The sequence below is a fragment of the Actinophytocola sp. genome, from assembly GCF_035942955.1.
In the GTDB taxonomy this organism is placed as follows: domain Bacteria; phylum Actinomycetota; class Actinomycetes; order Mycobacteriales; family Pseudonocardiaceae; genus DASYTH01.
The window spans coordinates 35280-57078 of sequence record NZ_DASZCQ010000209.1 but is presented as its reverse complement, the minus strand read 5'-3'; the positions used below and the strand labels follow the sequence as shown (position 1 = coordinate 57078).

Annotated in this window: 20 protein-coding genes; 16 read left to right on the top strand and 4 right to left on the bottom strand. The window is 71.2% G+C overall.

Annotated features, from left to right (window positions below; genetic code table 11):
• Positions 1–168: 168 nt before the first annotated feature.
• Positions 169–1242: an outer membrane lipoprotein carrier protein LolA gene (locus VGX25_RS21320; RefSeq protein ID WP_326919615.1), complete on the bottom strand. Its 1074-nt coding sequence runs from the start codon at positions 1240–1242 to the stop codon at positions 169–171.
• A gap of 139 nt (positions 1243–1381) precedes the next feature.
• On the opposite strand from VGX25_RS21320, the gene VGX25_RS21315 reads away from it, so the two are divergent.
• The 3 genes from VGX25_RS21315 to VGX25_RS21305 are packed head-to-tail and all read left to right on the top strand — an operon-like array spanning position 1382 to position 3833.
• Positions 1382–2101 carry a response regulator transcription factor gene (locus tag VGX25_RS21315; protein ID WP_326919614.1) on the top strand — a complete coding sequence of 240 codons (720 nt, stop codon included), beginning with the start codon at positions 1382–1384 and terminating at the stop codon, positions 2099–2101.
• Positions 2098–3447 (top strand): HAMP domain-containing sensor histidine kinase, encoded by a 1350-nt coding sequence (locus VGX25_RS21310; protein ID WP_326919613.1) that lies wholly within the window; start codon positions 2098–2100, stop codon positions 3445–3447. The genes VGX25_RS21315 and VGX25_RS21310 overlap by 4 nt, the downstream gene beginning before the upstream one ends.
• Positions 3444–3833, top strand: coding sequence for a (deoxy)nucleoside triphosphate pyrophosphohydrolase (locus tag VGX25_RS21305; protein WP_326919612.1), 390 nt, complete (start codon positions 3444–3446; stop codon positions 3831–3833). Before VGX25_RS21310 ends, VGX25_RS21305 begins: the two co-directional genes overlap by 4 nt.
• 285 nt (positions 3834–4118) lie before the next feature.
• Here VGX25_RS21305 and trpS read toward each other — a convergent pair whose 3' ends face one another.
• Both trpS and VGX25_RS21295 read right to left on the bottom strand, forming a co-directional pair.
• Positions 4119–5090 (bottom strand): tryptophan--tRNA ligase, encoded by a 972-nt coding sequence (gene trpS, locus VGX25_RS21300; protein ID WP_326919611.1) that lies wholly within the window; start codon positions 5088–5090, stop codon positions 4119–4121.
• A gap of 194 nt (positions 5091–5284) precedes the next feature.
• A complete protein-coding gene (locus VGX25_RS21295) occupies positions 5285–5446 on the bottom strand; it encodes a hypothetical protein (protein ID WP_326919610.1) in 162 nt (53 codons plus the stop codon).
• Positions 5447–5581: 135 nt separating this feature from the next.
• Between VGX25_RS21295 and typA the strand changes: the two genes are divergently transcribed.
• The 13 genes from typA (at position 5582) to dapC (ending at position 20781) form a co-directional block, all read left to right on the top strand.
• The gene (typA, locus tag VGX25_RS21290; protein ID WP_326919609.1) at positions 5582–7483 is read left to right on the top strand and encodes a translational GTPase TypA; all 1902 of its coding nucleotides are present in this window, start codon (positions 5582–5584) and stop codon (positions 7481–7483) included.
• 94 nt (positions 7484–7577) lie between these two features.
• A complete protein-coding gene (locus tag VGX25_RS21285; protein WP_326919608.1) occupies positions 7578–9284 on the top strand; it encodes an ABC transporter family substrate-binding protein in 1707 nt (568 codons plus the stop codon).
• A 408-nt stretch (positions 9285–9692) separates the two neighbouring features.
• A complete protein-coding gene (locus VGX25_RS21280) occupies positions 9693–11387 on the top strand; it encodes an ABC transporter substrate-binding protein (protein ID WP_326919607.1) in 1695 nt (564 codons plus the stop codon).
• 116 nt (positions 11388–11503) lie between these two features.
• On the top strand, positions 11504–12436 hold the full coding sequence (locus VGX25_RS21275) for an ABC transporter permease (protein WP_326919606.1): 933 nt from the start codon (positions 11504–11506) through the stop codon (positions 12434–12436).
• A 16-nt stretch (positions 12437–12452) separates the two neighbouring features.
• Positions 12453–13412 carry an ABC transporter permease gene (locus tag VGX25_RS21270; RefSeq protein WP_326919605.1) on the top strand — a complete coding sequence of 320 codons (960 nt, stop codon included), beginning with the start codon at positions 12453–12455 and terminating at the stop codon, positions 13410–13412.
• A 12-nt stretch (positions 13413–13424) separates the two neighbouring features.
• Positions 13425–14471 carry an ABC transporter ATP-binding protein gene (locus tag VGX25_RS21265; RefSeq protein WP_326919604.1) on the top strand — a complete coding sequence of 349 codons (1047 nt, stop codon included), beginning with the start codon at positions 13425–13427 and terminating at the stop codon, positions 14469–14471.
• Positions 14464–15537 (top strand): ABC transporter ATP-binding protein, encoded by a 1074-nt coding sequence (locus VGX25_RS21260; protein WP_326919603.1) that lies wholly within the window; start codon positions 14464–14466, stop codon positions 15535–15537. The genes VGX25_RS21265 and VGX25_RS21260 overlap by 8 nt, the downstream gene beginning before the upstream one ends.
• 93 nt (positions 15538–15630) lie before the next feature.
• Complete coding sequence (locus VGX25_RS21255; protein ID WP_326919602.1) at positions 15631–16578, top strand: ABC transporter permease; 948 nt, start codon at positions 15631–15633, stop codon at positions 16576–16578.
• A gap of 20 nt (positions 16579–16598) precedes the next feature.
• Entirely contained in the window at positions 16599–17465 is an 867-nt protein-coding gene (mshB, locus tag VGX25_RS21250) for an N-acetyl-1-D-myo-inositol-2-amino-2-deoxy-alpha-D-glucopyranoside deacetylase (protein WP_326919601.1), read from the top strand.
• 1 nt (position 17466) lies between these two features.
• Positions 17467–17838, top strand: a complete 372-nt coding sequence (locus VGX25_RS21245) for a hypothetical protein (RefSeq protein WP_326919600.1) — start codon at positions 17467–17469, stop codon at positions 17836–17838.
• A complete protein-coding gene (locus tag VGX25_RS21240; RefSeq protein ID WP_326919599.1) occupies positions 17831–18661 on the top strand; it encodes a hypothetical protein in 831 nt (276 codons plus the stop codon). Before VGX25_RS21245 ends, VGX25_RS21240 begins: the two co-directional genes overlap by 8 nt.
• A gap of 696 nt (positions 18662–19357) precedes the next feature.
• Positions 19358–19687 carry a ferredoxin gene (gene fdxA, locus VGX25_RS21235; RefSeq protein ID WP_326919598.1) on the top strand — a complete coding sequence of 110 codons (330 nt, stop codon included), beginning with the start codon at positions 19358–19360 and terminating at the stop codon, positions 19685–19687.
• Positions 19684–20781, top strand: coding sequence for a succinyldiaminopimelate transaminase (dapC, locus tag VGX25_RS21230; RefSeq protein WP_326919597.1), 1098 nt, complete (start codon positions 19684–19686; stop codon positions 20779–20781). Before fdxA ends, dapC begins: the two co-directional genes overlap by 4 nt.
• Here dapC and VGX25_RS21225 read toward each other — a convergent pair whose 3' ends face one another.
• Complete coding sequence (locus tag VGX25_RS21225) at positions 20782–21762, bottom strand: CHAD domain-containing protein (protein ID WP_326919596.1); 981 nt, start codon at positions 21760–21762, stop codon at positions 20782–20784. It abuts the gene before it with no gap.
• Positions 21763–21799 lie beyond the last annotated feature (37 nt).

Sequence of the window (21799 nt, the reverse complement as noted above, 5' to 3'; positions counted from 1 at the left end):
CCGCGGCCACCCCGTTCACCCCTCGGTCGATGCCCGTCACGGCATTCACTGTGTTGGCTCCCACGTGAGGGCTCCGTTCGTCACCTTTGTCGTCCGGCCCCCGGTCGGCGCCGGGGTAGGCCGGCTCCTCGGACGGACCTCCGGCCCGCCCTCGGGCGCCGGGAGCCCTCACCGGACCTGTCCGAGCGCGTCGATCAGCACCTGCTCGGGCACGAAGCCGATGGCCGCCCGACCGTCCACGGTGAACAGCGCGGTGCCGACCTTGGTGCTCACCACCCAGCCGGTGCCGAACGGTCCGCTGACCGGCTTGGCGAACTGGCTGAGCAGGTTGCGCACGTCCATGCCGCGCGCCCGGGTCTGCTCCTGTGCCGCCGACGCCAGGTTGGCCGGAACCTTGCCGACCAGAACGATGTCCCAGCCCTCGCCGACCACCTGCGGGTTCAGCTGGGCGAGCAGGTCGCGCGCGCCCTTCGGGTCGACGGCCTCGCCCGGCTTGTGCTCGGTCACCTCGGCGCCCGGCGGCGGGGTGAACCGGAACAGGCCAGGGTCCTGCGGGCCGGGGCTGAACTCGGTGAACCCGATCCGCACCGCCGGGTCGGCCTGGCCGTTGGCCAGCACCTCCAGCCGCAGCGGCACCCGCGTCTCGGAGTCGACCGCCACCCGCACCTCACGCAGCAGCGTCTTCTCGGTCGGCTTGGGTGTCAGCACCAGCTGGTACACCGGGCGCTCGGCCACCCGCGCGGTGCCGTCCACGGTGACCGTGCTGTCCTTCTGCATGGCCGAGACCAGCTGCTGGGCCGCCGACGCCGGGTCGGCCAGCTGCTCCGGCGCCTTCTGGGACGCGCCTGCGCCGTGCTCGACCTTGCGCACCGAGCGGTCCGCGGAGTCCCACAGCCACAGCGTGCTGCCGTCCTCGATGATCGTCTTCTCCGACATGCGGCCGGCCAGCTGGATGCGGCCCCTGCCGGTGCCGTCGGTGTAGACCCGCGCGGCCACGCCGTCGCCGGCGCCCGACGGCAGAATCGGAAGCGGCAGGCCCAGGTTCTCCTCCACCCGCACCGCGCCCGACATCGCCGGGATCTGGGTGCTCAGCACCGACTGCACCAGCTCCTGGGCGCTGATCGGCGGGAGCGCGGGCGGCGCTTCCCCCGCGCCGGCCGGCGTGGCCAGCAGCGCGAGGCCCGCGAGCCCGGCGACGGTTCCCGCCACCCCGACGGTCAGGGCCGTCCTCTTCGTGTTCATGCAATCCCCTCGTTCTCAGGTGCCATGTTCCCGCACTCCCTGAGGTTGCACCCCGGCAACTGAGATGGCGCTGAGAGCGACGGGCGAGCTGAGAGTGCGCTGAGACGGTGCGCGCCCGGTCCGGCGGAGGCGGCATGCTATGGGGGTGCGACCGCGGGTACTGGTGGTGGACGACGAGCTCGGCGTGCGCCGGGCGCTGCAGCGCGGGCTCACCGCCGAGGGCATGGACGTGGTGGTCGCCGCGGACGGCCCGAGCGCGCTGGAGATCGCCCGCACCGGCGCGTACGACGTGATCGTGCTCGACATCATGCTGCCGGGGCTGTCCGGCTACCGGGTGTTGCAGCGGCTGCGGGCCGAGGGCGTGCGCACCCCGGTGCTGCTGCTGTCGGCCAAGGACGGCGAGGTCGACCAGGCCGACGGCCTCGACCTCGGCGCGGACGGCTACCTGGTCAAGCCGTTCTCGTTCATGGTGCTGGTGGCCCAGGTCCGGGCGATGCTGCGGCGCAGCTCGGCCGGCGAGGCCGAACGCCGGCTGCGGGTGGGCGAGCTGCTGATCGACCGGGCGGCCCGCGAGGTCCGCTTCGCCGGCGCGGTCGTGCCGCTGAGCCCGCGGGAGTTCGCCGTGCTCGACGCGCTGGCCAGCCGGGCCGGCTCGGTGGTGACCAAGGACGAGCTGCTGCGCATGGTGTGGGGCGACGAGCAGGCGGCCACCCGCAACGCCGTCGAGGTCTACGTCGGGTACCTGCGGCGCAAGCTCGAGCTGGCCGGCGCCGGCGGCATCGTGCGCACCGTGCGCGGCCACGGCTACCTGGCGTCCAGCTCGGAGATCGACGCGGTGCTCGACAACGGCGCGCGATGAAGGCACTGCTGCGGCGCGTCCGGGCGCTGTGGTGGCGGCGCACGCTGCGGTTCCGGATCACCGCCGTGGCCGTGGCGGTCACCCTGGTGGTGCTGCTCTCGCTGGCCGTGCTGACCAGCAACCTGATGCGCCCGCTGCTGGTCACGTCCGCCGACACCGAGCTCGACGTGGCGCTGTCCGCGGTGCTGCCAGAGGTGCGGGCCGGCCGGGTGCCCGACGCCGGCCCGGTCGGGATGCAGGTGCATGTGCTCGACACCGCGGGCGACCCGGTGGACGGGCGGCCCAAGCCGGTGCTCGACGTGCGGGACGTGCGCGAGCTCAAGGCCGGCACGCCGGTGCTGCGCACCGGGGAGGACCCGCCGCAGCGCTGGGTGGGCACGGTGGTGACCGCGCCGGACGGCGCGCAGCGCCTCGTGGTCGTTGGCACCGCCCTCGTCGGGTACCGGTCCGCCCCGAACCGCGCGCTGAACTGGTTGGTGCTGGCGGCTTTCCTGGGAGCGGCGGCCGCAGGGGTGGCGACCTGGTTCGCCGTGCGGTCCTCGCTGCGGCCGGTGGAGCGGATCCGGCGCGCCGCGGCCCGGCTCCCGTCCGGCAGCCGGCTGCCGCTGCCCGAGGCGCACGACGAGCTGCGCTCGCTTGCCGCCGCCCTCAACGGGTTGCTGGCCAGGCGGGACGAGGCCAGCGACCGGCTGCGCCGGTTCACCGGGGACGCCGCGCACGAGCTGCGCTCCCCGGTGGCCTCGATCCGGGTGCAGGCCGAGGTGGCCGTGGCCAACCCCGATCCGGAGCTGTCCCACGAGGTGCTCGGCGAGGTGGTCCGGGAGTCCGAGCGACTGTCCACTTTGGTGGACGGGCTGCTCACGCTTGCCCGGTCCGACGCCGGCGAGCTGCCCACCGCCGAGCCGGTCGACGTGGCCGTCGCCGCTCGGGACGCGGTGGCCCGGCTGGGATCGGCGGACGGGCCGGCGGTGAGCCTGCACGTCGCCGGCGGGGCGGCCTGGGTGTCGGCCGCGCCATCGGAGGTGGACCTGGTGCTGGACAACCTGCTGCGCAACGCGGTCCGGCACGCGCGGGCCCAGGTGACCGTGTCGGTGCTGCTCGCCGCGTCGTCGGTGCGCCTGGTGGTCGACGACGACGGGTACGGCGTGCCCGAGGAGCACCGGGCCCGGGTGTTCGACCGGTTCTACCGCGTCCAGGACGACCGGGCCCGCAGCAGCGGCGGCGCCGGCCTCGGCCTGGCCCTTGTCGCCGAGGTGGTGCGCCGCCGAGGCGGAACCGTCCATGTGGGCGAGTCGCCCGACGGCGGCGCCCGCTTCCAGGTCCGCTGGCCGGCGTTGCGCGCATGACCGGGGTCGTGGTGGGCGCGGCCATCGTGCGTGACGGCGCCGTGCTCGCGCAGCAGCGGTCCTATCCCGCTTCGGACGCGGGCCGGTGGGAGCTGCCCGGCGGGCGGGTCGAGCCCGGAGAGTCCGAAAAGGACGCCGTGCTCCGGGAATGCCTTGAGGAGCTGGGCGTCCGGGTGCGGGTCGGCGATCGGCTCGGCCCGGACGTCCGGCTCGGCCCCGGCCTTGTGCTCCGGGTCTACACCGCCCGGCTGGACCCGCCGCACGCCCGCCCGCACCCGCACGACCACCAGGCCGTGCGCTGGCTCACCGCGTCCACTGTGGACAGCGTGGACTGGCTGCCCGCGGACCGGGTGCTGCTGCCCGCGCTCCGCCCGCTGCTGGGTTGACATAACGCGTGTTCCGAAAGTGCGCCGGGGTAGCCCACTCAGCGGTACCTTAAAAACTGCGCTGGGGTCGACCAAATCTTTGGCGAGGGCGGCCGCCCCACGACGACAAGGGCAGGGGCGAGGAACGAGCCCCTGCCCGCAGGCGTCGTCAGCCAACCACCCACGACACCCAACCACCCACCCCGGCCCGCAACCCACTACGCAACCCGACCCCAGGCCGCTCGCCGAAGGCGACAGGGCGGCCTTGCCCGAGCTAGAAAACACAGCCCGAGCTATCAAACACTGCTAACCGACCCCGGCCAACCGCAGCGCCGACTCCAGCCGGTGGGAGCCGCGCTCGGTCGCGCGCACCGCTCCGGCCGCCCGGATGTTGTCCAGCTCGAGGGGATCGTCGAGCAGGCCGCGGACCCGGTCCCGGATCGGGCGCAGCTCCTCGATCAGCGCGTCGGCGACGGCCTCCTTGAGCCGGTCGTAGGAGTCGAACCCGTCGGCCACCTCGCGCGGCGCCTTTCCCGTGCACGCGGCCAGGATCTCCAGCAGGTTGGCCAGCCCAGGCTGCTCGTCCGGGCGGTATTCCAACCGGCCCAGGCTGTCCGTCACGGCGCGTTTCACTTTGCGCCGCACCATATCCGGATCGTCCAAAATGTACACGACGCCCACCGCGTCCGATCTGGACTTATCCATCTTCCGCGCCGGGTCGGCAAGGTCACGCACCCGCGCCGCGGCCGCCGGCGTCACCGCCGAGGGCACCACGAACACCTCGCCGTAGGTGGAGTTGAACCGCCGGGCGAGCGCCCTTGCCAACTCGACGTGCTGCTCCTGGTCGTCGCCCACCGGCACCTCGTCCGCGCCCTGCAGCAGGATGTCGGCGGCCATCAGCACCGGGTAGGTGAGCAGCCCCACCCGTGCCGCGGTCCTCCCCTCGGCTCCGGCCTTGTCCTTGAACTGGGTCATCCTGGCCGCCTCGCCGAACGAGCAAGCGCACTCCAGCAACCACGTCAGCGCCCCCAGCTGCCGGATGAGGTCGGACTGCACGAACACCTGATCCGGCTCGATCCCCGCCGCGATCAGCACGGCCAGCAGCTCCCGGGCGCGCGCCCGCAGCCGCTGCGGGTGGTACGGCGTGGTCATCGCGTGCAGATCGCTGACGAAATAGAGATCGCCGGCACTGCCCTCCCGCGCCCAGCGCCGTACCGCCCCGAGATAGTTGCCGACGTGGGCATGCCCGGACGGGGTGATCGCGGACAGACGGGTCATCGGAGCCTCCTCGCGCTCTGCGCCGCCCCCGGGCCGCTCCGACGAACGAAGGCCGCCCGCACGGACGGCCTTCCTGTGGTCACTGCACAGCGTTTCCCGGCCGCCGGTCGGCGGCCCACCACACTCCGGTGAAACGGTGCATCCGTCGATTCTATCGGCCGGCGCCCGGCTCCGGCCCCCGATTTGCGGTGAGCTCAGGCGGCTTTCCTCAGCTTCTCGTGGGCCCGCTTGAGGGCGAGGACGGGGCAGCGCTTGCAGCGCGGCGACGACCGGCAGCACTTCTTCTTGAGCTTGCCTTTCTTGATCAGCTTTTTGACGACGTCGGACGGCGTGCGGGTGCGGTGCTTCTTGCCCACGTCGGTTCCGTCCGTCGAGTCGGCTGTCGCGGTTAGGTTAGGTTAACCTTGTTCGCCTCGCCTCATGGTAAGGCTCACCTCTCGAAGGCGGCTATCCTGAGCTGGGCCGTCGCACTCAACGATCCAGGAGCACGCTTGCCTGCCACCCATGCCGGGACGGCCGCGATCACCAGGACCGACCTGCGCAACGTCGCGATCGTGGCGCACGTCGACCACGGGAAGACCACGCTGGTGGACGCGATGCTGCGCCAGTCCGGCGCGCTGCCGACCAGGACCGAGCCGGTCGACCGGGTGCTCGACTCCGGCGAGCTCGAGCGGGAGAAGGGGATCACGATCCTGGCGAAGAACACCGCGGTGCGCCGGGCCACCGACGACGGGCCGGTCACGATCAACGTGGTGGACACGCCGGGGCACGCCGACTTCGGCGGCGAGGTGGAGCGCGGTCTGTCCATGGTGGACGGTGTGCTGCTGCTCGTGGACGCCAGCGAGGGGCCGCTGCCGCAGACCAGGTTCGTGCTGCGCAAGGCGCTGGCGGCGCGGCTGCCGGTGGTGCTGGTGGTCAACAAGGTGGACCGGCCGGACGCGCGGATCGCCGAGGTGGTCGAGGAGACCCACGACCTGCTGCTCGAGCTGGCCGCGGAGCTGGACCACGTGGACGACTCGGTGCTTGATCTGCCGGTGGTCTACGCCTCGGCCCGCGCCGGCCGGGCCAGCCTGACCGCGCCGCCGGACGGCGGGCTGCCCGACCACGACGACCTTGGCCCGCTGTTCGACACGCTGCTCACCCATGTGCCGCCGCCGGACGGCGATCCGGACGCCCCGCTGCGCGCGCTGGTGACCAACCTCGACGCGTCGAGCTTCCTCGGCCGGATCGCGCTGTGCCGGATCCACGCCGGCCGGCTGCGCAAGGGGCAGACCGTGGCGTGGTGCCGGGCGGACGGTTCGACGGTCACCGTCCGGATCACCGAGCTGCTGATCACCCAGGCACTCGAGCGGGTGCCGGCCACGCACGCCGAGGCCGGCGATCTGGTGGCCATCGCGGGCATCCCCGAGATCACCATCGGCGACACGCTGGCCGATCCGGACGATCCCCGGCCGCTGCCCAGGATCACCGTGGACGAGCCGGCCATCTCGGTGACGATCGGCGTCAACACCAGCCCGCTCGCCGGCCGGGGCGGCGGCACCAAGCTCACCGCCCGGCTGGTCAAGAACAGGTTGGACGCCGAGCTGGTCGGCAACGTCAGCGTGCGGGTGCTGCCAACCGAACGGCCGGACGCCTGGGAGGTGCAGGGCCGCGGGGAGCTGGCGCTGGCCGTGCTGGTGGAGACCATGCGCCGGGAGGGCTTCGAGCTGACCGTTGGCCGGCCGGAGGTGGTCACCCGCACGATCGACGGCCGGCTGTGCGAGCCGTTCGAGCGGCTGACCGTGGACGCGCCCGAGGAGTACCTCGGCGCCGTCACCCAGCTGCTCGCCGGGCGCAAGGGGCGGCTGGAGCACATGAGCGGGCACGGCACCGGCCGGGTCAGGCTGGACTTCGTCGTTCCGTCAAGGGGGCTGATCGGGTTCCGCACCGAGTTCCTCACCGAGACCAGGGGCACCGGCATCGCCAACGCGATCTTCGTCGGCTACCAGCCGTGGGCCGGCGAGATCCGCAGCCGGTACAGCGGATCCCTGGTGGCCGACCGGTCCGGCGCGGTGACCGGCTACGCCATGCTGCAGCTCGCCGACCGCGGCACGTTCTTCGTCGAGCCGGGCGCCGCGGTCTACGAGGGCATGGTGGTCGGCGAGAACCCGCGGGCCGAGGACCTCGACGTCAACGTCACCCGGGAGAAGAAGCTCACCAACATGCGCAGCTCGACCGGCGACGAGCTGGAGCGGCTGGCCCGCCCGCGCACCCTCAGCCTCGAGGAGGCGCTGGAGTTCTGCGCCACCGACGAGTGCGTCGAGGTCGCCCCCGACGTGATCAGGGTGCGCAAGGTCGTCCTCGACGGCACCGCAAGGGCAAGGGCGAGGGCCAGGGCCCGGCAACTGCGATGAACGCCGCCCTCGTCGCACTCCGGTAGGAAACCCGCTGGCCGCATCTGGCAGTCTCGGTACTGCGGCCCTCCGGAGCACCAGGGGAGGTGGACACGTGGGTCGACGGCTCGGCGGCACGGTGGGCACGGTCCGGCTCACCGTCGCGCTGCTGGCCGCCGCCGCGCTCGCCGCCTGCACCAACGCGCCCCCTCCGCCGCTGGTCACCACCCCCGTGGCCAGCACGACGCCGAACCGCCCGGTCAACCCCGGCGAGGTGGTGGTGGGCGTGGACACCGTCGCGGGCGGTTTCAACCCGCACAAGGTGACCGACCAGTCCGCGGCCACCACGGCGCTGGCCGCCATGGTGCTGCCGTCGGTGTTCCGCCCCGGCCCGGACGGCACGCTGCGGCTGGACACCACGGTGATGGTCTCCGCCGAGGTGACGAGGGCCGAGCCGTACACGGTCAGCTACCAGATCCGGCCGGAGGCGTCCTGGGCCGACAGCGCCCCGATCGCCGCCGAGGACTTCGTCTACCTGTGGCAGCAGGTGCGCAGCGCGCCCGGCTCCATCGGCGCCGCCGGCTACCAGCTGATCTCCGACATCACCGCGCGGGATGCCGGCAAGATCGTCGAGGTCACGTTCACCAAGCCCTATCCGGGCTGGCGCACGCTGTTCTCCGGTCTGGTGCCGGCCCACCTGCTCAAGGACGCCCCCGGCGGGTGGGCCAACGCGCTCAAGGACAACTTCCCGACCACCGGTGGCCCGTACGCGATGAAGACGCTGGACCGCGACCGCGGCGAGATCGTCCTCGAGCGCAACGACCGGTACTGGGACCAGCCGCCCACGCTCGACCGGATCGTCCTGCGCCGGGGTGACCCGGCCGGCGTGGTCGACGCCCTGCGCGCCGGCCATGATCAGCTCGCGCTCATCCAGACCAGCGAGTCGGGCGCCCTGGTGCTCAACGGGCTCGGCTCGACCGTGTCGACGCGCGGCGTGGCCCGCTCGACGGTCGTCTCCCTGGTGCTGCGGCCCGGCGGCCCGGACCTGTCCACCGAGGGGGTGCGCCGGGCGCTGGTGGCCCTGCTCGACCGGCAGGCGCTGATCACCACCGGCACCGGCGCCGGGCCGGCCGCCAAGCTGCGCGCGGACGCGCAGGTGCTCGCCCCGACCGCGCCCGGCTACGCGCCGACGCTGCCCGCCGGCCCGCCGGCCAAGCCGGACCGCGACCTGGCGCAGCTGCTGCTCGGCGACGCCGGGTACGCCAAGATCGAGGGCGCCTGGACCCGCGCCGACCGTCCACTCAGCCTGATCATCGCCGCGCCCGCCGACCGGCAGTCCTATGTAGACATCGCGAACGAGGTGCGGCTCCAGTTGGCCGCGGAGGGAATCCAGGCAAGGGTGGTCACCGCGCCGGCCGACGAGCTGATCACCCGGCTGACCGCCGAGCCCGGCGCGGCCGACGCCGTCAACCTCGTCGTCGCCGCCCAGCCGACCGGCGGCGACCCGGCGACCGCCATGGCCACCAACTTCGGCTGCGCGGCCGGGCAGGACGGCGCCGCCGCCACCACCCCGTTGTCCCCGATCGGTTCCTGCGACCCGGCCATCCAGCCGACCATCGACGCCGCGCTCACCGGGGCGATGTCGCTGTCCGACGCGCTGTCGGTGGTGGAGCCCGTGCTGTGGCGCCAGGCGGTGTCGGTCCCGCTGTACCAGGAGGCGGAGACGCTGGCGATCCGGCCGGAAATGTCCGGAGTCGACGCCGGCCCGCCGTTCGCCGGCCCGTTCGCCGGGGCCGCCGACTGGCGCCGAGCCGTTCCGTAGCCGCCTGTTACCAGGGAAGGCGTCCACCCGAACGGTGGGTTGACATGCGGCCGGGTCGCGACATTCTGAGCGCGTGCTGTCTCCCCTAGTAACGGAAGAGTCGCGCGCTGGCGTCAACGTGTCACCCTTTGGTCACGATCGCTCCGGGACAGGTGACCAAGGGCAGTCCTGTTCATAACGTCCTGCAACGTCGAGCCCGCCACATGGTGGGATCGCGTCACAAGATCCAGTGGATGCAGACTTTGACCCGAGGTTCGTCACGGCGTGCACGTCATGTTCGACCGCATAGCGACGCGTGGTCTTCCGACCGGCCCGGTCGCGCGGCATCCACCGGTCACGTGCACGATGTGTCACGACAACACCGGGCGCACGCCGCTCCACGTGCGTGCTCGCTCATGGAGGATTGACTTGAGTACAAAACCAGCGGTGTGGGTTCGCGCCGCGGCATGCGTGACCGCGCTTGGTCTCGTGCTGACCGGGTGCTCCAAGCAGAGCAACACCAGCCCGACTCCGCCGCCCCAGGAGCAGGCCGGCTTCCCGGAGACGCCGGACATCCAGGTGGTCGACGGCAAGCAGGGTGGCACCTTCCGGTTCTCGCTGGGTGAGCCCGACTCCATCGACCCGACGTTCGCCCACGAGTCCGAGGGCATCACGGTCACCAGGGCCCTGTTCACCGGCCTGGTCGAAGTCGAGCCGGACGGCAAGGACAAGCCGGCGGTCGCCGAGAGCTGGCAGCCCAACGACGACTGCAGCGAGTGGACCTTCAACCTGAAGAAGGGCACCAAGTTCCACAACGGCGAAGAGGTCACCTCCGCCTCGTTCAAGCGCGGCTGGGAGCGGGCCGTCCGCAAGGACGCGGCCTCCGACGTCGCCGCCTTCCTCGAGCCGATCCAGGGCTACGACGAGGCGGCCGCCGACCTCAACACGCCGCTGTCCGGTGTCGACGCGACGGACCCGTACGTCCTCAAAGTCAAGCTGAAGGAGCCGATCTGCGCCTTCCACCTGCGCACCTACCACCCGGTCTTCAGCCCGGTCCCGACCGTCGCGGGTAACTTCGACAACAAGACGTACAACGACGCGCCGATCGGCAACGGCCCGTTCCAGATGGACGGTGTCTGGCAGCACGACACCGGCATCAGGCTGAAGAGGTTCGACGGCTACACCGTCGACAAGCCCGCCTACCTCGACGCCGTGGAGATCACCATCCGCACGCGGCTCGAGGAGGAGCTCGACGGGTTCAAGAACGGCACCTACGACTGGGCGCGCATCGCCCCGCCGGTGGTCGCCCAGGCGCGGTCGGAGATGGAGCCCCAGAACAAGTGGATCTCCAAGGCCACCAACGGCATGAACTACCTGCTGCCGATCGTGGTCAACAAGCCGCTGGACAACCCGAAGGCCCGCAAGGCGATCTCGCTGGCCATCGACCGGGCGGCGATCGTCAAGGGCGTCTTCCAGAACTCGCTGAAGCCGGCGACGTCGCTGGTGCCGGCCGTGTTCAAGGAGGCCTACCAGGAGGGCGTCTGCAAGGACTGCAAGTTCGACGTCACGCAGGCCAAGCAGCTTGCTCAGGAGGCCGGCCTCACCCCGGGCACGGAGCTGAACTTCCAGTACAACTCCGACGGCGCCCACGCGGAGTGGACGGCCGCGGTCAAGCAGCAGCTCGAGCAGAACCTCGGCCTGAAGGTCAACTACACCGCGGTGCTGTTCGCCGACATGCTCAACAACGAGCAGGAGCCGACCGCCTCCGGCATCTACCGGGCGGCGTGGGGTGCGGACTACCCGGACCCGGAGAACTTCCTCGGCCCGCTGGTGTCCACCGTGGCCATCGGCAAGACCGCCGACGGGAAGCGGACCGGGAACAACCGCGGCGGCTACAGCAACCCCAAGGTCGACGAGCTGCTGACCAAGGCCAACGCGACCAAGGACGAGGCGGAGCGGACCAACCTCTACAAGCAGGTCGAGCAGATCGCGATCGGCGAGGACCTTGCGCTGATCCCGCTCTGGATCCGCCAGCAGTTCCGCGCGGTCGCCACCGACAAGTTCGTCAACCTGCGGATGACCTTCGGTGAGGACCCGGACCTGAGGATCATCAGCATCAAGTGAGTGACGGTGGTGGTCGGTGACCCGGGCGTGGTCACCGGCCACCACCTGCCGTCGTAGAGTGGCCGCGAGCCGGTTCTCCGGTCGCGGCCACGCGTCGAGTGAGAGAAGTCTGAGCCATGGTGAAGTTCGTCGTGCGCAGGCTGGTTCAGGCCATATTCGTGATCATCGCGGCGTCGCTGCTGGTGTTTCTCGGCCTGTTCGCCCTCGGCGACCCGTTCGCCAGCAGCGGGGAGAAGGTGGTCCCGCCGGACGTGCAGGCCGCGCTGCGGGCCAAGTACGGGATGGACCAGTCCCTGCCCATGCAGTACCTCACCTACCTGGGCAACATCTTCACCGGCGACCTTGGCATCGACTTCCGGCAGCGCCGGGAGGTCTCCGAGATGCTGACCGCCGTGCTGCCCAACACCCTGCGGCTCGCGCTGGCGGCGATCCTGATCGACGTGATCATCGGTGTGCTCGCCGGGATCATCGCCGCGGTCTGGCGGTACTCGTTCTGGGACGTGTTCGTCACGATCCTGACCACCCTGGCGATCGGCATTCCGACGTTCGTGATCGGCATCTTCCTGCTCGCCAATGTCTCCGGAATATGGATATTCCCGGTGGTGCCGCGAAGTTTCACGGTGGAAGTGCCGTGGTACCAAGAAGTGCTGCTGCCGGCGTTCACGCTGGCCATTGTGGACGCGGCGTTCATCGCCCGGCTCATGCGCGGCTCGATGCTCGAGGTGCTGCGCGCCGACTACATCCGAACCGCGCGGGCCAAGGGCCTGTCCGAGCGGGCCGTGATCGGCAAGCACGCGTTCCGCAACTCGATCATCCCGGTGGTCACCTACGTCGGGATCAGCATCGGTGTGCTGCTCGGCGGCGCGATCATCACCGAGACGATCTTCCAGTACAACGGCGTCGGCTTCCTGCTGTTCAACTCGATCCGGAACAACAACCAGCCGGTGATCATGGCGATCGTGGTGTTCGGCGTCATCGCGTACGTCGTGTTGAGCATGATCGTCGACATTCTCTACGCATTCCTCGATCCACGGATCCGGCTGAGCTGAGGAGGTGACGGCGGGCATGTCCGTTGGTGGCGGGGCGCCCGAGGTGGTCCCCGAGCAACTGCTCGCACCCACGCAGCCGCCGGAGGCGGTCGCGGAACCGGAGGGCGGCGCGCCGACCGGCGATCGGGTCAAGCGTGGGCAGTTCCGCGACATCTGGCGCCGCTACAAGCGCAACAAGCTGGCCCTCGTCGGCCTCGGCATCGTGATCGTCCTGGCCGTCATCGCGATCTTCGAGCCGATCCTCACCCCGTACGACCCCAAAGAGCAGAACCTGCTCAACACGCAGCAACCGCCAAGCGGCGAGCACTGGTTCGGCACCGACGTGCTCGGCCGGGACCTGTTCTCCGGGATCCTCTACGGCACCAGGCTGGCGATGATCGTCAGTCTGAGCGTGGTGATCCTGGCGCTGGTCGTCGGGATCACGCTCGGCGCCATCGCCGGCTATCGCGGCAAGTTCATCGACACGCTGGTCATGCGGACCACCGACATCTTCCTGGCCTTCCCGTTCCTGATCGGCGCCATCCTCGTGGTGCGGATCTTCGGCGACAGCGTCCAGGCGGTGATCATCGCCCTGGCCATCCTCGCCTGGCCGACCTCGGCCCGGCTGATGCGCGGCCAGGTGCTTGCGCTGCGCGAGTCGGAGTACGTGGAGGCCGCCAGGTCCATCGGCGCCTCGGACACGCGCATCGTGCTGCGGCACATCCTGCCCAACGCCGTCGCGCCCGTGCTGATCTACGCGTTCACCAGCATCGGCGTCGCCGTCGTCGCCATGGCGTCGCTGGCCTTCCTCGGCATCGGCGTTCCGGCCGACGAGCCGGAGTGGGGCCGGCTGATCGGGCAGGCCATCCAGGTGATCCAGATACCCGGCAAGGACTATCTGTGGATCTTCCCGGCGCTGGCGATCTCCATCACGACCCTGGGATTCGCCTTCGTGGCCGACGGGCTGCGCGACTCCCTCGACCCCAAGCTGCGATAGGAGAGCGCACGCATGGACGGTACGGCTGACATCGACCTGGACAGCCCGGCCGCGCCGCTGCTCGAGGTCCGGGACCTGCGGGTGCACTTCAAGACCGACTTCGGCGTGGTCAAGGCGGTCGACGGGGTCAGCTGGAGCGTCAACGACGGCGAGACGCTTGCCATCGTCGGCGAGTCCGGCTCCGGCAAGTCGGTGTCGGCCATGACCATTCTCGGGCTGATCCAGAGCCCGCCGGCCACCTTCCCGTCCGGGGACATCCTGCTGCGCGGCAAGTCGCTGCTGAAGATGCCGGAGAAGCAGCAGCGCCGGTTGCGCGGCAAGGAGATCGCGATGATCTTCCAGGACCCGCTCACCGCGCTGAACCCGGTGTTCAAGGTCGGCGACCAGATCGCCGAGATGGTCCGCACGCACCAGAAGGTCGGCAAGCTCGTGGCCAAGCGGCGGGCGCTGGACCTACTCGGCGAGGTCGGCATACCCAACCCGGCGGTGCGGATCAACCAGTACCCGCACGAGTTCTCCGGCGGCATGCGGCAGCGCGCCATGATCGCCATGGCGCTGGCCAACGATCCCCAGGTGCTGCTCGCCGACGAACCGACCACCGCGCTGGACGTCACCGTGCAGGCGCAGATCATGGCGCTGCTGAGCAAGCTGCAGGAGAGCCGGAACACCGCGATCGTGCTGATCACCCACGACCTCGGCCTGGTGGCCAGCCACGCCGACCGGATCAACGTGATGTACGCCGGGAAGATCGTCGAGGCCGGCAGCACCAACGAGATCTTCTACCGGCCGCGGCACGCCTACACCTTCGGCCTGCTGTCCAGCCTGGCCAGGATGGACCACCGGCGCCAGGAGCGGCTCACGCCGATCAAGGGCGTCCCGCCGAGCCTGGCCAGGGTTCCGAAGGGATGCCCGTTCCACCCGCGCTGCCGGTTCGCCACCGACGAGTGCATCGCGGCCGTTCCGCCCCTGGAGTCGGTGGCCGGCAACGGACATCTCGCCGCCTGCGTGCACAGTGACCAGGTCGGCATGGCGAACGAGGAGAGGTTGGCCCATGGGTGAGGTTCCCGAGTCGGGCGCCGCGGCCGCGGGCGGCGCGGCCGCCGTCGACGGCGCCCCGATGCTGGAGGTCACCGACCTCGTCAAGCATTTCCCGATCCGCAGCGGCATCTTCTTCAAGCGCACCATCGGTCACGTCAAAGCGGTCGACGGCGTGTCGTTCACGGTTCGCCGGGGGCAGACCGTCGCGCTGGTCGGCGAGTCCGGCTGCGGCAAGTCGACGACGGCACGGGCGATCCTTCGGCTGCTGGAGCCGACCAGCGGGCGGGTGACGCTGGACGGGGTCGACATCAACAAGCTGAGCAAGGACAAGCTGCGCCGCGCCCGGCGCGACATGCAGATCATCTTCCAGGACCCGTACGCCTCGCTGAACCCGCGGATGACGATCAGGCAGATCCTGTCCGAGAAGTACCAGCTGATGGGCGCGGAGATTACGAAGTCGACGATCTCCGATCTGCTCGACACCGTTGGCCTTGCCGAGGAGTACGCCGACCGCTACCCGCACGAGTTCTCCGGCGGCCAGCGGCAGCGCATCGGCATCGCAAGGGCCATCGCGCTGAACCCGAAGTTCGTCGTGCTCGACGAGCCGGTGTCCGCATTGGACGTCTCGATCCAGGCGCAGATCGTGAACCTGCTCGAGGACCTGCAGGACGAGCTCGGGCTGACCTACCTGTTCATCGCGCACGACCTGTCCGTGGTGCGGCACATCTCCGACCGGGTCGCCGTGATGTACCTGGGCGGCATCGTGGAGATCGCCGATCGCGACGACCTGTTCGACCGCCCGCACCACCCCTACACCCAGGCCCTGATCTCCGCGGTGCCGATCCCCGACCCGGAGGTGGAGCGGGTCCGCGAGACGATCGTGCTGCGCGGTGACGTGCCCAACCCCGCCAACCCGCCGTCCGGCTGCCGGTTCCGCACCCGGTGCTGGAAGTTCGAGCAGCAGCTCACCGAGGCGGAGCGGCAGGTGTGCATCGAGCAGCCGCCGCCGCTCGACCCGGTGCCCGCGGGCCGCGAGCACCGGGCGGCGTGCCACTACGCCGCCGTCCGCGAGGTCGTGCGGGCATGACCGGGATCTCCCGGCTGCGTGCACCCTTCCGATCGGGAAGGCGTTGCCCGACAGTAGCGCCATGACCATCCCGTCCGGCCGTGGCGCCGCGCCGTGCTGAAGTTCGTGGTGCGGCGCTCGGCCCTGGCCGTGCTGGCCATCGTCGTGGTGATGTTCGTGCTCCACATTGGAGTGTTCTACCTCGGCGACCCGTTCGCCAGCGAGGACGAGAAGGTGGTCCCGCCCAAGGTCAGGGACGCGCTGCGGGCCAAGTTCGGCCTCGACGAGCCGTTCCACGTACGGTTCCTGATCTACCTGAAGAACCTCTTCACCGGGGACCTGGGCATCGACTTCGACCAGCGCCGCCCGGTGGCCGACATGCTGGCCGCCACGGTCCCGAACTCGCTGCTGCTCGCGGTGCTGGCGATCGCCATCAGCACCGTGATCGGCGTCGTGGCCGGGGTCGTCGCGGCCGTGTGGCGCGACTCGTTCATCGACACGCTGATCACGACCGGCGCGGTCGTGCTGATGTGCATCCCGCTGTTCGTGCTGGCGACCGCGCTGCGCCGGCAGCTGACCGGGCTCGAGCTGTTCGGAACCGAGATCTTCCCGTCGCTGCCGCGCCGGTTCGGCGAGGATGTGCCGCGGTACAAGGAAGTTCTGCTGCCCGCGATCAGCCTCGCCGCCGCGGACCTGGTGTTCGTGGCGCGGCTGATGCGCACGTCCATGCTTGAGGTGCTCGGCGCCGACTACCTCAGGACGGCGCGGGCGAAGGGGATCTCCGAGCGCAGGGTCCTGTTCAAGCACGGCGTGCGCAACGCGATCATCCCGGTCGTCAACCACATGGGCATCGCCGTCGGAATCCTCATGGGCGGCACGGTGATCGTCGAGACGATCTTCCAGTACAACGGCGTGGGCTTCCTGTTCCTGCGCGCCATCCTGGCCAACAACCGGCCGATCATCATGGGGGTCACCGCCTACGCGGCCATCGTGTTCATCGTGGTGATCGCCCTGGTCGACATGCTGTCGGCATACCTGGATCCTCGGATCCGGCTGAACTGAGCAACCTTTAGGCTCATCGGGTGACTCTCTCCACGGCGCCACGACTACTGCTCGTGCACGCGCATCCGGACGACGAGAGCCTGTTGACCGGGGGAACCATCGCGCGGTATGCGGCGGCCGGCGTGCACGTCACGCTGGTGACCTGCACCCTCGGCGAGGAAGGGGAGATCATTCCCGACTTCCTCCGGCAGCTCGCGCCCGACCAGGCCGACCAGCTCGGCGGGTACCGGGTCGGTGAGCTGCGCGCCGCCTGTGCCGCGCTCGGCGTGTCCGACCACCGCTTCCTCGGCGGGATCGGCCGGTGGCGCGACTCCGGCATGGCCGGCACTCCCGCCAACGACCACCCGCGGGCGTTCATCGGCGGCGACCCCGACGAGCAGGCCAAGCTGCTCGCCGACATCCTCGCCGAGGTCCGCCCCCAGGTGGTGGTCAGCTACGGCCCGGACGGCGGCTACGGCCATCCGGACCATGTCCGGGCGCACCGGCTCACCATGGCCGCCACCGCCACGGTGTCCGAAGTGGACCGGGTGTTCTACGCGGTGACGTCCAAGCGGGCCATCGAATCCGGCGTCGCCGCGCTCGCCGAGCTGGCCGACCTTCCGTTCCGGCTGCCGAAGCCCGGCGAGCTGCCCGCGACTGACGACGCCGAGATCACCACCGCGGTGTCGATCGCCGATGTGCTGCCCGCCAAGCTCGGCGCGCTGCGGGCGCACGCGACCCAGGTCAGCGTCTGGCAGGGCGAGGCGGGCGAGCGGTGCTACGCGCTGTCCAACGGCATCGCCCAGCCGATCGCGACCGAGGAGTACTACGTGCTGGCCCGCGGCCCTGCCGACGGCGCCGAGACCGACCTGTTCGGTGGCCTCGGCAACGGTGAGCTGGCCCGGTGACGTGACGACCCGGGAGCGCCTCCTGCTTGCCGTGCTGGTGCTGGACAGCGCGCTGCTCGCGGTGGTCGAGCTGTTGTTCCTGCCGCTGCGGTTCGACGGCTACCTGCTGCCCGACCTCGGCGGCCTTCCGCTGCCGCTCACCCCGGTGCTGGCGGCGTTCACCACCCCCTGGCTGGTGTCCGCGGCCGCCCGGCTGTCGCCCCGGCTGGCGGTCGCCTCCGCCCCCCTCGTGGTGTGGCTGCTGTCCCTCGGGGTATTCGGACTTGCCGGCCCCGGCGGCGACCGGGTGCTGATCGAGGACTGGCGGGCGCTGCTGCTGCTCGCCTGCGGGGCCCTGCCGGCGGCCGTCAAACTCGGGAGTACACGTGGTTGAGACCATCCAGGACCGGCACGTGGTCGCGGTGCTGCGGCCGTTTGTCCGGGCCACCACCCCCATGCTCGAAGCCCTCCGCACCTCCGACCCGCTCGGCCTCGTCCGCCGCGTCCTGCCCGCGGCCCGCCACCTCGACGGCGGCGGCCAAGAGCCGGCCGGAGTCGACGGCCAGAACGCCCAAGCCCTGCAGGCGGTCCCCCGAACCGCCCGCGAGCGCCTCCTGCACGGCCTGGAGAGCGTCAAGGTCCCCGGCACCGACGCCTGGGCCCACATGACCGTCGCCGAGCGCGACCGCTGGTGGATCAACCGCGTCGGCCGCTTCACCGTGCTGCTCGCGTCCATCCCCGGCCTCGCCGGCGCCCTGTCCGACCGCCTCCCCGTCCAGGACACCCTCGCCCTCGCCGGCCAGGGCCTGCTGCTGTGCGCCATCGCCGCCGAGCACGGCGTCACCAGCCAGGCCGACCGCGTCCGCCTCCTCGCCGCCGTCCTCTTCCGCCGCGACATCACCCCCGCCGAGGCCGCCGCCACCCCCGACCCCGCCACCGAGACCCAGCGGACCGCCGAGCTCACCTCCGAGCTCACCGAATCCTCCACCCGCCACGGCAAAATCACCCTCAAAGCCGCCGCCCGCACCCTCTGGCGGTTGGGCAAAACCCTGCTCGCCCTCGGCGACGAGCTCGACAAACGCCCCCAAGGCCGCATCTACCACCGCGCCCTCGGCCTCCTCCCCGTCATCGGCATCGCCGGCGACTACCTCGGCGAACGCTCCGCGCTCAAACGCGCCGCCAAAGCCGCCACCAAATGGCTCGCCGCCAACACCTGACCGACACCGAGCCCTCACCCCACCCACCCCCACCCCCGCCAGCCCCCTTGTCAAGCCCCGACTCCCCCCAACCTCGCACTTGTCCACACCCCACCCACCTGTCCACACCCACCCCGGAGTTGATCTCCCCGCCCGTCTCCGCCGGTAGACTGGCCGTGGGGTCGCCCCCCGTGGAGCGGTGGGGGCTGGGTAGGAGTGGGACACGGAGATCAACTGCCGGGAAGATCAACCGGGCAGGCCGTGGAGATCAACTGTGGGCAGGCGACATCCGGGAGCGGAGCCCACGCGGAGCCCGTGGAGGCGCCGGGGCGCGCAACTGATCTACGCGGAGGCGTGACACACCGACCTGAGCGCGGGACACGGGAGCCCGGTCTCGGCCCGGCGTGTCTCGCGCTCCGGTAGTCGTGTTCCGCGCTCGTGCAGCCGTGTGGCGCGTTCCCGTCGTGGTTCGGCGATGAGGCTTGGCGGCGTGGAGTTCGGCTCGAGGAGGGCTCGGCGCGGTGGAGGGGCCGGGCGCACACTGTGGCTCGAGGGCGCCGCGGGTCGACCTTGGTGGGAGGCCGGGCTTCCAACCGGTGGGACGGCTGTGAGGTGGCCTGCACCGGTTACAGGTTGGCCCGTCTAAAGGGGGATACTAGCGGCGGCCGGTAACCTCCCGCCTGCACGCCAGTTTGGAACAAGGAGCAGGAGAGCGCAGTGACCTATGTGATCGCCGAGCCCTGCGTCGACGTGCTCGACAAGGCATGCATCGAAGAGTGCCCGGTCGACTGCATCTACGAGGGGGACCGGATGTTGTACATCCACCCCGACGAGTGCGTCGACTGCGGCGCGTGCGAGCCGGTGTGTCCGGTGGAGGCCATCTACTACGAGGATGACGTTCCCGATCAGTGGAAGGAATACACCAAGGCCAACGTCGACTTCTTCGATGAGCTCGGCTCTCCGGGCGGCGCGGCCAAGGTGGGCAAGGTCAGCGCGGACCCGCCGCTGATCAGGGAGCTGCCGCCGATGGGCGAGGCCCACGATTGATCCGTTCCCGGGACAGGGGACTGCCGGACTTTCCGTGGGACTCCCTGGCCGAGCACACGGCGACGGCCCGCGCCCATCCGGGCGGGGTCGTCAACCTCTCCATCGGGACGCCGGTGGATCCGGTCCCGGCGTTCATCCGGCGGGCCCTGGCGGAGGCCGCGGACGCGCCCGGCTACCCGGCCACGCACGGTACCCCGGAGCTGCGCAAGGCGGCCGTCGAGGCGCTGCACCGCCGCCACGGGGTCCAGGGGGTCGAGCCCGACGCGGTGCTGCCCACGATCGGGTCGAAGGAGCTCGTCGCCTGGCTGCCGACCCTGCTCGGGGTTTCCCAAGGCGATCTGGTGATCATCCCGGAGCTGGCGTATCCCACGTACGAGGTCGGCGTCCGGCTGGCCGGCGCGCAGCCGTTCCGCTCCGACGGGCTCAGCGCCGTCGGCCCCGCCCGGCCGGCGCTGGTGTGGCTGAACTCGCCGTCGAACCCGACCGGGCGGGTGCTTCCGGTCGAGCATCTGCGCAAGGTCGTGGACTGGGCCCGGGAGCGCGGCGCCGTCGTGGTGTCCGACGAGTGCTACCTGACGCTGGGCTGGGACAGCGAGCCGGTGTCGGTGCTGCACCCGTCGGTGTGCGGCGGCCGGTTCGACGGGCTGCTGGCCGTGCATTCGCTGTCCAAGTGCTCCAGCCTGGCCGGCTACCGGGCGGGGTTCGTGACCGGCGACCCGGCGCTGGTGTCCGGCCTGCTCGAGGTGCGCCGGCACGCCGGGATGATCGTGCCGCGGCCGGTGCAGGCGGCGATGACCGCGGCGCTCTCCGATGACGATCACGTTGCCGCACAACGAGAACGGTTCGCCGCGCGCCGGGACGTGCTGCGCGAGGCGTTGCGCCGGGCCGGATTCCGCATCGACCATTCCGCGGCCGGCCTGTACCTGTGGGCCACCCGGGACGAGAACGCCTGGGACACCGTGGGGTGGTTGGCCGAGCGCGGCATCGTGGTGGCGCCCGGCACGTTCTACGGCCCGGCCGGCGCGCGCCACGTCCGGGTGGCCCTGACCGCGACCGACGAGCGGGTGGCCGCGGCCGCGGAGCGGCTGGGTTAGCTAGCCGGCGAGCAGTTCCATGGCGCGAGCGTCCACTTCGGCCACGGTGGTCCGCCACCGGGACCGGCAGTCGGCCCGCCGGGCGCGCTCCCGTTCGACGAGCCGGCCGGCCGCGAACGCCACGTCCGCGTCGAGCACGTCGCCGAGCTCGGCCAGCAGCCGGCGCACCTGCTGCTCGGCCACCACGGCGTCCTGGTGGTCGCCGAGCACGTCCTGCATCTGTCTGGTGGCCCTGATCAACCGCCGCACTGGTTTGCCGCCGGCGGGCGCGGCGAGCTCGGCGGCGTAGCGCAGCCGCTTGCTGTAGATCCGCAGCGCGTGCAGGTCGTCGTCGGCCGGGTCGGCCCCGAGCGCCGCGGCCGCCCGGCTCAGCTTCCGGTACGGCCGCTTGATCAACTCGAGCAGGCTCGCGATCGCCGGCTTCCCCACGACCACATTGCCGTCGAGCGGCGCCGGCGTGCGGGCGGCCGCGGCGAGCCCCTCGAGCAGCGCGGTGTAGCGCCGGCTGCGCAGCGCTCCGAGCATGCGCTGCCGCGCCCGGCGCCGGTCGGCCCGCAGCCCGAGCAGCAGCCGCTCCACGGCGGCCCGCTCGTCCGGCTCGAACTCGGCGGCCTGTCCGCGCAGGTGCTCGAGCTGCACGTCGATGTCGCGGACGGCGCCGAGCATCGAGCCGAGCCAGCGCAGCTCGGTCTGCAGCTCGGTCGCGGCCGGGCCCAGTCCGGCGCCGTCGGCTTTGAGCGCCGCGCGGATGCGCCGCACCGCGACCCGCATCTGGTGCACGCCCTCCGGGTCCTCCCCGACGCGCGCCACCGCCTCGTGCTCGAGCAGCGCGCGGAGCTGCTCGTCGATCTTGGCTCGCACGTGGACGGCCGGCGGATCATCGGCGGCCGCGGTGCGCGCCTCGGCGTTCAGTCCTAAGTCGACAGGGCGGACCGGTGCGCGGCCGGGCCCGGCGTGGTCGGTCTCTGTCGAGGCGGGCACCGGTTCATCGTAAGTGATCAGCGGTGTCCGGCCAGCC